General features: G+C 71.6%; 3 protein-coding genes. 2 read left to right on the top strand and 1 reads right to left on the bottom strand.

Annotated features, from left to right (window positions below):
- The first annotated feature begins 63 nt into the window (after window positions 1-63).
- Window positions 64-1,524: a hypothetical protein gene (locus Pta02_RS13705; RefSeq protein WP_203875174.1), complete on the top strand. Its 1,461-nt coding sequence runs from the start codon at window positions 64-66 to the stop codon at window positions 1,522-1,524.
- Window positions 1,525-1,647: 123 nt separating this feature from the next.
- On the opposite strand, the gene Pta02_RS13700 is transcribed toward Pta02_RS13705, so the two are convergent.
- A complete protein-coding gene (locus tag Pta02_RS13700) occupies window positions 1,648-1,893 on the bottom strand; it encodes a hypothetical protein (RefSeq protein ID WP_203875173.1) in 246 nt (81 codons plus the stop codon).
- A gap of 339 nt (window positions 1,894-2,232) precedes the next feature.
- Here Pta02_RS13700 and Pta02_RS13695 point away from each other — a divergent pair, with 339 nt between their 5' ends.
- Window positions 2,233-14,607 (top strand): hemopexin repeat-containing protein, encoded by a 12,375-nt coding sequence (locus tag Pta02_RS13695; protein ID WP_203875172.1) that lies wholly within the window; start codon window positions 2,233-2,235, stop codon window positions 14,605-14,607.
- Window positions 14,608-14,612 lie beyond the last annotated feature (5 nt).

Here is a 14,612-nt window from a genome sequence, read left to right as displayed (position 1 = left end):
GCCCCGTCCCGGACGAGACCACGCCCTTCCCGGACAGACACATCCCCGCCGCCTGGAGATCCCGTGAACCCCGACGCCTCCGAGCCCCCCACCGCACCGGTCCGGTGGGGGCCCGCCACCCCGCAGCCCCCCGCCGCCGCCCGGCGGCGCTGGACGGTGCCGGCGGCGGCCGCCGCGACCGCCCTGGCCGTCACCGGCGGCGTGACCCTCTATCTGACGAACCGGCCCGATCCGCCGGCGGCGGGTCCCGTCCCGGCCGCCTCCCCGGCCGTCCCCGCGGCCGCCTCCCCCACGGGGGACCCCGACGCCTGCTCCATGGTCGGCGAGGCCGAGATCGACCGGCTCGCACCGCACGCGGAGATCGACCGCCAGAACCGCGACTCGCCCGAGCAGAGCGTCTGGGAGTGCGAGTGGAAGAGCGTCTCCGACGTCTCCACGGAGTTCAGCAGGACCACCACGATCACGGTGAACCTCATCCGGCACAAGGGCTCCGACGGCAGGAGCGCCAGGAACGCCGCCACCGGCAGCTACGACCTCCGCCTGCAGTCGGACAGGCGCTCGGCGTCCCAGCCGGTCAAGGGCTTCGTCTACTCCCCCGTGGTGCCGCTCACCGGGGCCGGCGACCAGGCGCACGTCCGCTACACCCGGTCCGCGAAGAACACCTACGGCGTCGGCGAGGGGTACGGCCGGGCCGGGGAGGTCACCATCGAGGTGCAGTACAAGGCCGACCAGTACCCCAAGGGCGGCTTCGCCGACGCCAACCGGCCCGTCGGCAGGAAGGAGGCGCTGCGGGAGGCCGAGCTCCTGCTCCGGCAGGCCTCGGCGGCCGTCACGGCCTGGCAGGAAGGCCGGCCGTACACGCATCCGGCCACCCCCGCCCCGACGGCCTCCGCCTCGTCCGACGGCACCCCCTCGCCCTCCGCCACGCCCTCGCCCACGCAGGTCGGCATCACCGTCCCGGCGGCCTGCACCGCCGTGGTCCCGGTCGTCGGCAGGCTGGTCCCCCGCCCGGAGAGCGGCGCCACCCGCGCGCGGCAGCCCGACCGCACGACCATCGTCTGCTGGTGGGAGAGCCTGAACATCCGCACCGCCGAGGGTCTGCGCCTGCGCACCGTCTACGCCGAGTTCACCTCCTTCGCCGACCGGGCCGGAGGTCCCGATCCCGAGGGGGCCAGGCGGTACTACGACGAGCAGCTCGCCAAGGGGCGCAAGCGCGCGAAGGCGGGCCGCGAGTCCGCGGAGCGGTCCTTCGGCGGGCTCACCGAGGTCGAGGGGCTGGGCGAACGGGCGTACTACCAGTACAGGCAGAGCAGGAACAAGATCGTGCACGCGGGGGTGGGCGGGGCCCTCGTCCTCTCCGGCGCCACCGTGATCGAGGTCGGCTACGGAGGTGCGGACCGGCCGCGCGACACCTCGGTCGCCTCCCGCGCGTCCGTGCTCATGCCGGAGAAGCAGGCTCTGGCCGGGCTTCCCGAGCTCACGGAGGCGGTCATCCAGGCTTTCGAGCAGGATCCGCCCCGCTGATCTCCGCCGCGGCCGGGCTACGGGAATCGGCCGCGTCGCGGGGATCCGGCGGCGCCGTACGGGAGCGCGGGCCCGGCGCCGGGGTCGGGTGGATCCGGTGGATCCGGTGGATCCGGTGGTCGGTCAGGCGGCGGCGAGGGCGAAGACGGCCGGGTCGACCCGGCCGGCCATGCTCAGGGCCCAGCGCATCCGGGTGGCGTACGTCTCGGGGTGGTCACCGGCCTCCTGCGCGACGCACGCGGCGCAGTCGGCGAGATCCGCGTGGCAGGAGCGCAGCCTGCCCTCGATGGCGACGCGCACCTGCTCCGGCGTGGGGTCGTCGGACGCCTGCAACGCGGAAGTGAAGAGAACCTGTGCCAACTCGGACACGCTCATCATCGTAGGCATCGCATGCCTCTCTCCCCGGGGATCGGGGTCCCGCAGGACCCGAGGTCCCCGTGATCGTTTAAGTCTCCTTCACGCCTTCATCATCTCGAACGGCACTGACATTTTCGGGGTTCCACACCGGAGAACACCAGCGATTTAATCCCGGCGCCGCCCTGCCGCCCCCGCCGCCCCGGCGATCTGCGGACGGGAGCCGAAGGGAGATCTTTCATCGCCCGTGCCGAATCTCTGAAAACTAGGATTGTCACCTTTTAGCGAGTATTCGGGGACTCAGGTTTAACCAAACATGAGGCGTCTTGTTTCGGGGTTCCTGAGGGGGATGACGTGTTCAGGGACGACTCTTCACCCAGCTACGAGCAGCTCTTCGGGGATCTGGACTTCCGGGACGAGGACGACGCCCGGTCCGTCTACTCGCCCGCCGCCTACTTCGTCGATCTCCTGGAGCTCCTGGAAGGCGCCCTGGGCCGGCCGTCGCTCCTCGAACGGCGGCCCGACCTGAAGAAGATCGTCCTCGACGCGCAGAACACGTTCACCGAGACGCCGTACCTCGACATCGTCAACGAGGTGCTGGAGCAGCTCGCCGGGACCGACCCCTACGAGGCCCTGCGCGACGGGCGCAAGCCGTTCTCCCTCAAGAACGAGCGGCTGAAGAAGTACCTCGACCACCTCCGGGTCACGCCGGAGGAGCTGTACCGCCTGTTCGCCTCGCACGTGGACCGCGACACCGTGGCGCGCGAGTACCTCGGGCTCTCCCGGGAGGACGTCGCGCTGGTGACGACCGTGCTGTCCGGCGAGACCGCCGTCGCCGCGGCGTACGGGGTCCCCGCGACCGCCGGGCTCGCGGACGTGGAGGCCTTCGCCCGCGCGACCGGGCTGTCCGGCGACCGGGTGCGCGAACTCACCGGCGTCACCCTCGGCGAGGACGGCCGCACGCTCCAGGGTATGAGCCTGCCGTGGTTGGAGCGTGCCAACCGGGTCGTCCACCTCGCCCGCCTGACCGGCCTGACCATCACCGAGCTGAACCAGGTGCTGACGACGTGCTGCGCCGACCGCCTGGACCCGGCCGCGCTGCGGGCCGTCGCCGTGGTGATCCGCCTCGGGCGCGTCCACGGCCTGTCCGTCCCCGAGGTGTGCGACCTGGTCACGCAGACCGGACCGGCCGACGTCGAGACCGGCTCCGGCGACATCCTCGCCGCGCGCAACCGGGACTACCGCTTCCGCCTGGCGGCCGCGATCGACGTGTCGGAGGCGGACATCGTCGAGACCGTGACGCGCTACCGCGCGCGCTACGCCGAGTCGGAGCCGGGCCCCTTCGACCGCGGGGTCGTCGGGCCGTCCCAGATCGGCCTGCTGCGCCGCGTCGGCCGCCTCACCAGGGCGCTCGGCGTCTCCACCGGCGAGTTCTTCGACGTGCTCGTCGCGCTGGAGAGCGACCCCTCGCTGCACAGGTACACGACGTTCGCGGTGCTCGACGACACGCCTCCCGGCACCCGGGACTGCTTCGCACTGCTCGACGGGGGCAGCCTGTGGCTGGTGCAGACGCTGTTCGCCGTCGTGGCGTGGATGCAGTCCGGCGGTTTCGGCGGCGCGGAGCTCGTCGACATCCTCGGCGGGCGGCCCTCCCCGGAGAACCTGGAGGAGGTCGACGCGCTCAACCAGGCCCTCCGGCAGGTCGCGTTCTCCCCCGGGCTGTTCGTCTCCGACCGGTTCGGCCCGCGCGCGGCGAAGGTCGTCCACGACGTCCTGACCGCCTACGACGACACCGTCGTCAGCCCCCGCGACGACCGGCTGCTCCGCCTGGACGTCGCCGGGGCCCGCGTGGCGGCCTACGACGCGGTCACCGACTTCGGCGTCGTCGCGGCCGAGGACTTCCTGGGGCTCGGCCTGGGCGAGCGGCTGGCCGCCAAGATCTTCTCGAACCTGGTCCACCAGGGCCACCTCCGCCCGGACGGGACCCTGATCGCGGTGGGACCGCGGCTGGCCGGGGACTTCGGCCCGTACGCCGAGCTGCTCTTCAAGTCGATCGGCGCCGTCGTCAACGGCTCCGCGTCGTTCTTCCCCTCCGACCTGGCCGCGGTCAACACCATGACCGGCGCGCAGCAGGCCGAGCTGTACGACAACCTCGTCCACAACGGCTATCTGACCGAGGACGGCGACCTGACGGATCCGGACTTCTTCCTGGACGCCGCCAACCTGGGCCGGTTCACCGTCAACGTCGACCTGTCCGATGTCCAGGACGACGTCTTCGAGATGCTGAACGACCGGATCGCGGCGTTCCGCGAAGGCCCGCTCGCGCCCGAGACCGACGACGAGAAGCTGCTCGAAAGCCTGCGATTCAACGGCTACATCGACCAGAACAATAATTATGTCGACAAATCAGCCCTGATTTCACTGAGGCTGGATGATTTCGGGCTGGCACTGGAGTTCCATCCCCGCCGGAAATCCATTCTGGACGCGATCCAGGCTCAGATAGCCGAATATCGGCGCGCCCTTTACACGTTCACGCCGGATGATTTCTCCGAGACAGCCGACCACGCGATGGGCCACCGCGTGGCCGGGGGCGGGGACGGCGACCTCACCGAGACCGAGCGGGCCGTCGTCGAGGACCAGATCGCCGTGATCAAGGCGGACGAGGCGCCGTACCGGCTGTCCCGCGAGGCCCTGCTCGACCTCGGCTTCGACGAGGAGGAGACCGACCGGCTCCTCGCGCTGCTGGTGGACCGGGGCCATCTCACCGAGGGCCTCACCGTGGCCTGGGACCGCATCGACTACTTCGGCAACGTCGGCAACGTCCTCGGCTTCACCCTGGAGGGCCTGCAGGACTTCAGCGCCGACATCTTCTTCCTGATCCACTCCGTGGCGCGGGAGCTGTCGGCCGCCATGGACGAGGTGCTCGGCCTGCTGACCGGCCGCGCCGACGAGCAGCGGCAGGCGCTGTACGGCACGCTCGCCGACGCCTTCGGCGTGCCCCCGGCCACCGTCGCCGCCATCTGCGAGGCGATCACCGACCGCCCGATGGACGTGCTGGCCGCGCCGGTCCTGACGGACGGCGAGGACCTCCTCGCGGTGCCCGCCGACCCGCACTTCCGCCTCACCTACCGCAGGGTGCGGCGCTTCGCCCTCCTGGCGGGCAAGCTCGGCCTGGACCCCACCGAGATCGCCGTGGTCTTCCGGGACCAGGACCTGGCCGGCAAGTTCCCCGAGCACCTCGCGCTCCCCGCCGGGGTCGAGCGCTTCGACGCGGTGCTGGAGAGCTTCGACGGCAACGTCTACGCGTTCGGCGAGGGCGGGTACTGGACCTACCCGCGGGCCACCTACACCCTGCTCGCTCCCCTGCCCGAGCCGCTCACCGAGCTGTCCCCGGCGCTCGCGGACCTGGTCGCGGTCGACGCCGCCTTCACCTGCGCCGACGCGTCCGAGTGGCTCGTCGGGCACGGGACCGACGGCGTCTCCCGCGTCTTCACGCGCGAGCCCGGCGGCACCCGCTGGGCGCCCAGGGAGCAGGTCTGGGGCAAGGTGCGCAACACCTTCGACGACCCGGCGCGCATCGACAGCGCCTACGTCGACAAGGACGGCAGGACCTACCTGTTCAGCGGCGACCAGTACGTCCGCTACTCCACCGACGACTACTCCGTGGCCGATGAGGGCTTCCCCCGCAGCGCGTCGGAGTGGTGGGGCTCGGCGGTCGGGGACCCGGTGGACGCCTCCTTCCAGTCGCCCGACGGCCGGATCCATCTCTTCACCGGGACGACCTGGCGGTGCGGGGACACGCGCGCGCCGATCTCCGAGAAGTGGGGCAGGGTCCGCAACGCCTTCACCGGGGCGGAGCGGATCGACGCGGCGTACTCCGACGGGACCGCCGCCCATCTGTTCGCCGGCAACCAGGTGATCCGCTACTCCGACAACCTCGAGAACCCCGGCGTCCTGGCGGACGAGGGGCACCCCCGGCTGATCCACGACGTGCCCGCCGAGTTCGAGGGGGCGATCGACGCGGCCTTCGTCGACACGGCGGGCGTGCTGAACCTGTTCCGCAACGGCCGGACCGTCGCGGTGACGGGGGCCCGCGCCAAGGTCGTCAGGACCGCCGACCGCTGGGGCGTGCTGCCGCCCGCCCTGCCCGGCGGCACGGTCGACGCCGCGTTCGTCGGGCTCGACGGCAGGACGTACCTGTTCGGCGGCGAGACCTACCTGCGTTACTCCGGGGACGACTACACGGTCGTCGACAGCGGCTACCCGCGCTCGATCGCGGCCGACTGGGGCGGGCTGACCCGCGTGGACGCGTCGTTCGTCATGGACGGCACCGCCTACCTGTTCGGCGCCGGCGGGAAGCTGTTCGAGCTGCCGGTCGAGTGGGAGAGCGAGCTCGACGCCGACCGGGTCTCCCCGCGGCTGCGCAACCGCTTCCAGGAGCACGGCCTGTCGCCGGTGCGGATCACCGGCAAGGCGCCGGAGTGGCGGCTGGAGACCGACGAGGGCGTCCCGCTCACGGTCAGGCGCGAGGGCCTGCGGGTCAAGGTGTACGGCGAGGGCGCCCGGTTCTACGTGCGCTACTCGACCAGGGACTACCGGACGCCGGACGCCGGGTTCCCCAAGCCGCTCTCCGACGACTGGTGGAACCTCGATCTCGGCCCGGTGGACGCCGTGTTCACCGGCGCCGACGACCGGACGTACCTGTTCTCGGGCGATCGGTACGTCCGGTTCGACGCGGTCCACCGCTGGTGGTCGGAGCCGCTGAGCATCCGCGAGCACTGGGACAGCATCCCGTTCGACCGGATCGACGCCGCCTTCGTCGGCCGGGACGGCCGGACCTACCTGTTCTCCGGCGACCGGTACGTGCGCTACTCGACCGGCGACTACACGAGGGTCGACGACCGCTATCCCGCCCGGGTGGGCGCGTTCTGGGGGAACGTGACCAACAACCTGGCCCGGACGGGACAGGTGGACGCGGCGCTGGTCATGGACGTGACCGAGCAGGTCGACGGCGTCGACACGGCCCGGACCTACACCTACCTGTTCTCCGGGGACCAGTACGTCCGCTACGAGGGCGGGGACTACGCGGTCGTGCAGTACGGCTACCCGCGCGACGTCGCCTCGCTGGGCACCGAACCCGGGCTGGCCGCACTGGGCGTGACGCTCGACGGGGTCGACGCGGCCTTCTCCGACCGGCGCACCGCCTACCTCTTCCGCGGCGACCGGGGACACGCCGTGTCCCGTTCCCCGTACCGCGCCTACCCCGATCACCCGGGCCTGACCTGCGCCTTCCTGGAGAACGGCTCGGTGATGACGGAGGGGCCCGACGGCTGGCTCAGGCGCACCTCGATCGAGGAACGGCAGCCGTCGGCCTCGCCGTACCGGCCCAGGACCCTGCGCACCGTGCCGCAGGAGTTCCGGACCGGGCTGGACGCGGTCCTGAGCGGCGCGGACGGCACCACCTACCTGTTCAAGGGCCCGCTGTGCTTCAACACGCAGCTCGGCCGCCCCTACCCGCTGGCCGAGGAGTGGGGCCGGCCGCGCAACACCGTCTATCTGGACAGCGCGGTCGACGCCGCCTTCGTCGGACGGGACGGCCGGACCTACCTGTTCAGCGGGGACCAGTTCGTGATCGAGCCGGGCGGGGAACCGCAGCTCATCGGCGACCGCTGGGCCGGGCTCACCAGCGTCGACCTGGCCTATGTGCGGGGGACGACGACGTATCTGTTCGAGAAGCCCGGCCCCGACGGCACGCGGCGCCACCTGCGCTACTCCGGCACGGACTACGCCGTCCCGGACGAGGGGTACCCGGCCGTCGCCGACGCCACGTTCTGGCAGTCCCCGAGCGGCTTCCCCGTGCCCGACGCCGTCCTGTTCGAGGGCGAGACGATGATCCTGCTCGGCGGCGACCGGTGCGTGCCGTACAACGAGAAGACCGGCGCCTGGTCCCACCCGCGGCCGATCGAGCGGATCTGGCCGGGCTACCGCCAGGGGCTGGAGCCCGAGGACGCGCTCCGCACGGCGTTCACCGCCCCGGACGGGACGACCTACTTCTTCTTCGGCACGCGGTACGCGGCCTTCAAGGACGGGTCCTTCGGCCCGCCCGCCGCGATCCGCGACCGGTGGGGGCTGTCGGCCAACCCGTTCGGCACGACCGTGGACGCGGCGTTCACCTGGCGCGGCACGACGTTCCTGTTCTCCGGGGACCGCTACGTCCGCTACTCGACGGCCGACTACCGCTACGTCGACGAGGGCTATCCGAAGAAGACGGCCGGCAACCTGCGCGGGGAGGAGGCGTTCAGGAGCTTCCCCGAGTCCTTCGAGGACGTGCTCACCCGCCCGCTCGACGCGGTGGTCGCCAACGACCGGAACGTGTACGTGTTCGCGGACGGCGGCTGCCACGCGGCCTCGCGCGAGCTCACGGCGAGCTTCCCGCTGGACGTCGTCGGGCGGATCCGCAACACCGTCGCCGAGCGGGTCGACGCGGCCTTCACGGCCGACGGCAGGACGTTCCTGTTCTCCGGTGACCAGTACGTCCGGTACTCGGGCCCGGACTACTCCCACGTCGACGACGGCTACCCCAGATCGCTCCGCGACGACGCCGACTTCACGGTGCCCGAGCGCTACCAGGACGGGGTGGACGCGGCCTTCAAGGGGCTCGACGGCCGGATGCGCTACTTCCTCGGCAAGGAGCCCGGCTGGGGCAGGATCCGCAACGCCTTCACCGACCGGCGCGTCGAGGCGGCGTTCGTCGCGCCCGGCGGCGAGCTGTACGCCTTCGCCGGCGGGCAGTACATCCGCTACCGGCCGGGCGTGCCCGACCTGGTGGAGGAGGGCTTCCCGCGGACCGTGCGCGACGACTGGGGCGATCTGCCCGCCGCCTTCGAGGCGGGGCCCGACGGCGCGTTCGTCTTCGAGGGGCGCACCTACCTGCTCAAGGGCGGGCAGTACGTCCGCTACTCCGGCACGGACTACCACCGGGTGGACCGCACCTTCCCGCAGGAGTTCCGGCACCGGTGGTCCGGCGCCGCCGACTACCGGCTGAGCGACGTCAACGTCATCACCCGCTTCGCCGAGCTGGCGCGCGCACACCCGGACGGGCTGCCCGCCTTCCTGCTGACCGGGACCCGGGATCCGTACCACTACCTGTCGGCGCTGTTCGGCTGGGACATGGACGAGCTGCGCTGGGCCCGGCGGCACGGCGAGCTCCTCACCGCCGGGGCGGAGGGGACGAAGGAGGAGGCGCGGTTCGAGATCGAGTTCCTGCTCGGGCTCACCGGCCTGTTCGCCGCCTCCGCGAAGATCGGGCTGGGCCCGAGGGAGCTCTACGAGACCGTCTGGTCGAAGATCCACGAGAGCGGCGACCTGGAGGCGGCGGGCACCGCCCTGTCCGCCCTGGTCGAGGACCCCGTCGTGATCAGGCGGATCCACGACGAGCTCAACGTGCTCAAGCGCGACGCGCTCGTGTCACTGCTGGCCGACCGCGGGCACGCCGGCTCGCGCGAGCTGTTCAGGCGGCTCCTGATCGACGTGGACATGGGCGGTGCCGGCACGACCTCCCGGGTCCGCGAGGCCATCGCCGCCACCCAGCTCTTCGTCCACCGCTACCTGCTCGACCTGGAGGAGGTGCCCGGCGACAGCGCCGAGGTCCGCGAGCGGATCAGGACGTGGTGGGCGTGGATGCGGAACTACCGGATCTGGGAGGCGAACCGGAAGGTCTTCCTGTACCCGGAGAACTATCTGCGCCCGGAGCTGCGGCCCACGAAGACCCCGGCGTTCCGGACGCTGGAGAACGACCTGCTCCAGGAGGAGATCACACCGCAGGCCGTGCAGAAGGCCTACAAGAAGTACCTCGACGAGTACACCGAGGTCTCCCGCCTGGCCATCGCCGGAGGGTACGTCTACACCGCCGACGACTCCCCCGCGGGCGAACGGCGGCTGGTGCTCTTCGGCCGGACCCGGACCGCGCCGCGGCGGTACTACTTCCGCAGCGCCGAGTTCCACGACGGCGAGAAGCTGAGCGCGAGATGGGACGCCTGGGAGAAGGTGGACGTCCAGATCGACGCCGACGTGGTGGACCCGGTGCACGCGTTCGGGCGGATCTTCGTCTTCTGGACGGTCGTCGAGAACGTCTCGCCCGACAACCTGGCGGGCACCACGATCCTGGCCAGGAAGGACGGCGACAACCAGAAGGTGTCCGCCCCGGCCCCGACGCCGCGGGTGAAGATCTTCTACGCGTTCCGCAACCTCAACGGCGAGTGGAGTCCCGCCCAGCTGCTGGCCGCCGACGCGCGGCAGGACGGCGCCGTCTCCGGCGTCGGCCTGTACGTCCAGGCCTCGCGGGACCTGCCCGGCGGCCCGCCGGGCGACCACGACTCGATCGTGGTCCAGTGCACCTACACGGTCGCCAGGGCGGCCGGCCCCCTCACGGTCAGGTCGTCGTTCTCGCTCACCCCCGAGCTGTACGCGCTGCGCGCCGAGGGCACCGTGCCGCCCGCGCGGCCCACGGACCCGGCGAAGGTGTTCGCCGAGCCCGTGCCGCCGATCGTGCGCTTCAACATGCCGGCGGACTCCCCCGACGGGCCGTGGTTCAGCGTCGACCACAAGGGCGGCAGCTTCCTGTGCCGTCCGGTCGGCGCGCCGCACACGCCCTATCCGTGGGGTCCGCTGCCCGGGAACACCGACCGGCTCCCGAAGAACTGGACGAAGATCGACGCGGCGTTCCAGTCGGGCGACGGCACGATGTACTTCTTCGACAACGCCGCGCAGAAGTACATCGCCACGCCCCCGGGCAAGGAGAGCTCGGCGCAGGCCAAGAAGGCCACCGCCGAGCGCTGGGGCGTCGTCGGCACCAACCTGAACCGGACCGGGGTGGTCGACGCCGCCCTCGTGCGCGGCGGCGTCGTCTATCTCTTCTCCGGCGGGGAGTACTACCGCTACAGCTCCTTCCCCGACCTGGATCCCGGCTATCCCAAGCTCATCGCGGACAACGACGAGGACCTGCCCAGATGGCAGCGCGTCGACTGGGTGGCCCGGCTGTCCGACGGCAGGATCCACTTCGGGTGGAACGACCAGCACTTCCGGTTCCTGCCGGACGGGACACCCGACCGGAGCCCGGGGAGGGCGCCCGCGCGCTCCGCCGACGCGCCGTCCTTCCCGTACCGCGACGGCACCGTGACCTTCGACAACAAGGCCGGGACGTACACGGTCCCCGGCGACAAGACCTCGCGCCCGACCCGGGCGCTCGGGCGGGTCCCGACGAACATCACGCGGACGGGGACGGTCGACCTGGCCTACGTCCGCGGCGACCGGCTGTTCCTGACCTCCGGTGGGGAGTTCCACCGGTACACGCTGAGCGGCGGCGCCATCCCGGAGTACGTCGACGAGGGCTATCCCAGGCCGCTGCCCCGCCGGCTCAGGGCCGTCTTCCGCGGATACGTCTTCAGCGAGGACGACTACGCGGTCATGGACGACCGGGAGCCGGACGCCGCCCTCACCTGGATCCCGGTTCAGGGGAACTGGCGGGGCCTGCCGGACGACGGCTACGACAGCGTCCTGGAAGGCGAGGCGCTCTGCTTCTTCAAGGGGACGACCTACGCCAGGTATCCGCTGACGGACACGGTCGTGCGGCCGTACGAGATCGCGGCGCTGCCCAACGAGATCATCCGGCTCACGTCGAGCACGGCCTACCGGCTCAACCGCGAGCTCCTGACCGGCGGCGTCGCCGCGCTCCTTGCGCCCTCCACCCAGGAGACCGACGAGCTGCCCAAGTTCAGCCAGACCCGCTCGGACGCCACGACCGTCCAGGTCAGGCCCCAGGTCTGGAAGGCGGGCGTGCCGACCGGCTCGCACCTGGACTTCCAGAGCTCCAACGGCGTCTACTACTGGGAGATCTTCTTCCACGCGCCGCTGCTGATCGCGCAGGCGCTCAACGGCGCCCAGCGGTTCGAGGACGCCCGGCAGTGGTACGAGTACGTCTTCGACCCCACCAGGCGCAACGACTACTGGCGCTTCCTGCCGTTCCTCGCGATCGACGTCCCGGCGCTGGTGTCGGCCTGCCGCCGGGAGGCCGGCGGCAGGAAGATCACCGGATACGACGGGATCCTGACGAAGGTGGAGGCCCTCGCTCCGGCGTTCCAGCAGGTCCGGCCGCTGGAGTCGGCGGAGCTGGCGTTCCTGGACGACCTGGCGGGCACCGGCCTGGACGCCGTCAGGAGCGCGCTCCCGGACAGCGAGCTGGTCGAGATGCTCGGTCATCTGCGCCGGCAGTACGACCTGCTGGGCGATCGGGACAGCCTGATCCGGGCCTACCTGGACGACCCGTTCGACCCGCACGCCATCGCGGACCTGCGGCCCGTGGCCTACCGGCGCGCCGTGGTCATGGCCTACATCGACAACATCCTCGACTGGGGCGACATGCTCTTCCGGCAGTACACGGGCGAGAGCATCGACGAGGCGCGGATGCTGTACATCTTCGCCCACGACCTGCTGGGCGAGCGCCCCTTCGACCTGGGACCGCGGACGCTGCCCCCGGCCGCCGCCTACGAGCAGCTCGGCGACGGCCCCGGCGGCGTGGCCGCGCTGACCGCCGAGGAGGGCTCGGGCGGCGTGGCCGCGCTGACCGCCGGCGGCGCGATGGTGCAGGGCGCGGGCGCCGTGAACGGGAGCATCGCCAGGCCGTACTTCTACGTGCCGGACAACGCCGCCTTCCACGAGTACTGGACGCGGGTCGACGACCGGCTGCGCAAGATCCGGCAGTCGCTGGACATCATGGGCATCGCCCGGCCGGTGCCGCTGTTCGAGCCGCCCGCCGACGTCATGGCGCTCGTACGCGGCAGGGCGGCGGGCACCCCGCTCGACCGGCTCGCCGCCGGGCCCGCGGCGGCGATCCCCGGTCACCGCTTCGCGTTCCTGTTCCGCAAGGCGCAGGACCTGGCCGGCCAGCTGCGGCAGTACGGCGGCGACCTGCTCGGCCACCTGGAACGCCACGACATCGAGCAGCTGTCGCTGCTGAACAACCGGCAGGAGGCGGGAATCGCCGAGATGACCAGGGCCGTCAAGGAGGCCCAGGTCAGGGTCGCGAACGAGACGCTGGCCGAGCTGCAGGCCGCGCTCAAGGGCGCCGAGGAGCGCGTCGGCCACTACGAGAAGCTGATCGCCCAGGGCCTGACCCCGGTCCAGCAGGCGCAGATCTCGATGCTGTCCCTGGCCACGGTGTCGAACTTCGCGGCGAGCGGAATCAAGATCGCCGCGGCCTTCGCGCTCTCCGGCCCGGAGGTCTACGCCGGCCCGTTCATCGTGGGCATCAGGGAAGGCAGCCAGGAGGTCGGCAACGCCCTCAACACGATCTCGGACGTCTCCTCCACGCTGGGCCAGGGCTTCAGCTCCATCGGCGAGGTCCTCGCCGTACGCGCCGACCAGGACCGCCAGGAACAGGACTGGCGCCTGCAACTGGGCACGGCCAGGACCGACGCGGCCCAGATGGGCCACCAGATCGCGGCGGCCGAGCTGCAGGCGGCGATCGCGCAGCGCGAGCTGGATATCCTCAATCGGGAGGCGGCCGACCTCGACGCCGTCAACGCGTTCCTCACCGGCAAGTTCACCGGCGCGCAGCTGTACGGCTGGATGGCCGGCCGGCTGTCGGGGACGTACTTCCAGGCCTACAACCTCGCCTACGATCTGGCGCGCTCGGCCGAACGCGCCTACCAGTTCGAGCGGGGCATGTCCGAGACGTTCATCCAGCCGACGTACTGGGACAGCAGGCGCAGCGGCCTGCAGGCCGGGGAGAGCCTGGCGCTGGACCTGGAGCGGCTGGGCAAGGCGTACGTCGAGGCGGACCGGCGCGGGCTGGAGATCGTCAAGAAGGTCTCGCTGCTCGCCCTCGACCCGCTCGCGCTGCTGGCCCTCCGGGACGGCGGCACGTGCGAGTTCGCGCTGACCGAGGCGCTGTTCGACCGGGACTTCCCCGGCCACTACCGGCGTCAGATCCGTACCGTGTCGGTGACCTTCGAGACCGCCGGCGGCCCGGTGGGCGTGCCGGCCACGCTCACCCAGCTCGACAACAGGGTCGTGCTGTCACCCGACCCCAAGGCGGTCAAGTTCCTGCTCGACCCGAAGGGCTCACCGCCCGCGTCGCTGCGCGCCGACTGGCGGCCGAGCCAGCAGATCGCGCTGTCCGACCTGGAGGAGTACAAGGACAACAACGGGATGTTCGAGCTCCGCTTCGACGACGACCGCTACCTGCCCTTCGAGGGCACCGGGGCGATCTCCCGGTGGCGGCTGTCCGGCAGGCCGCGCGCGGATCTGACCGATGTGACGATCACGGTGAAGTACGCGGCCCAGCAGGGCGGAGAGCCGTTCGCCACCGCGGTCGGGGGCATGCTCAAGCCGTACCCCGCCGCCCGGTTCGTCGACGTGGCGGCCGAGTTCCCGCAGGCCTGGGCGGACTTCCAGGAGAGCGGGGAGCCCGAGCTGCTCCTGCCGCTCACACCCGAGCTGTTCCCCGGCATGAGCGGGCGCCAGATCACCGGCGTCCACGCCTCGTACGGCGGAGCGGGGGTGCGCTTCCTGCTCGACGGGGACCGGCGGCTCGCGCTCGAGGAGGGCAGGCTGCTCAGGACGCCCGGCCTGAACGTCGGCGGGACTCCGTGGAGGCTCGTCCTGGAGGGCGACCGGTCGGCGCTCACCACCATCGGTCTCGTGCTGGCCTACCGCGCCGGCGTGAAGTGAGCGAG

The sequence above is a fragment of the Paraplanobispora takensis genome, assembly GCF_016863195.1.
In the GTDB taxonomy this organism is placed as follows: domain Bacteria; phylum Actinomycetota; class Actinomycetes; order Streptosporangiales; family Streptosporangiaceae; genus Planobispora; species Planobispora takensis.
Note: the sequence above shows the minus strand (reverse complement) of the source record. Positions and strands in the feature narration are given on the sequence as shown.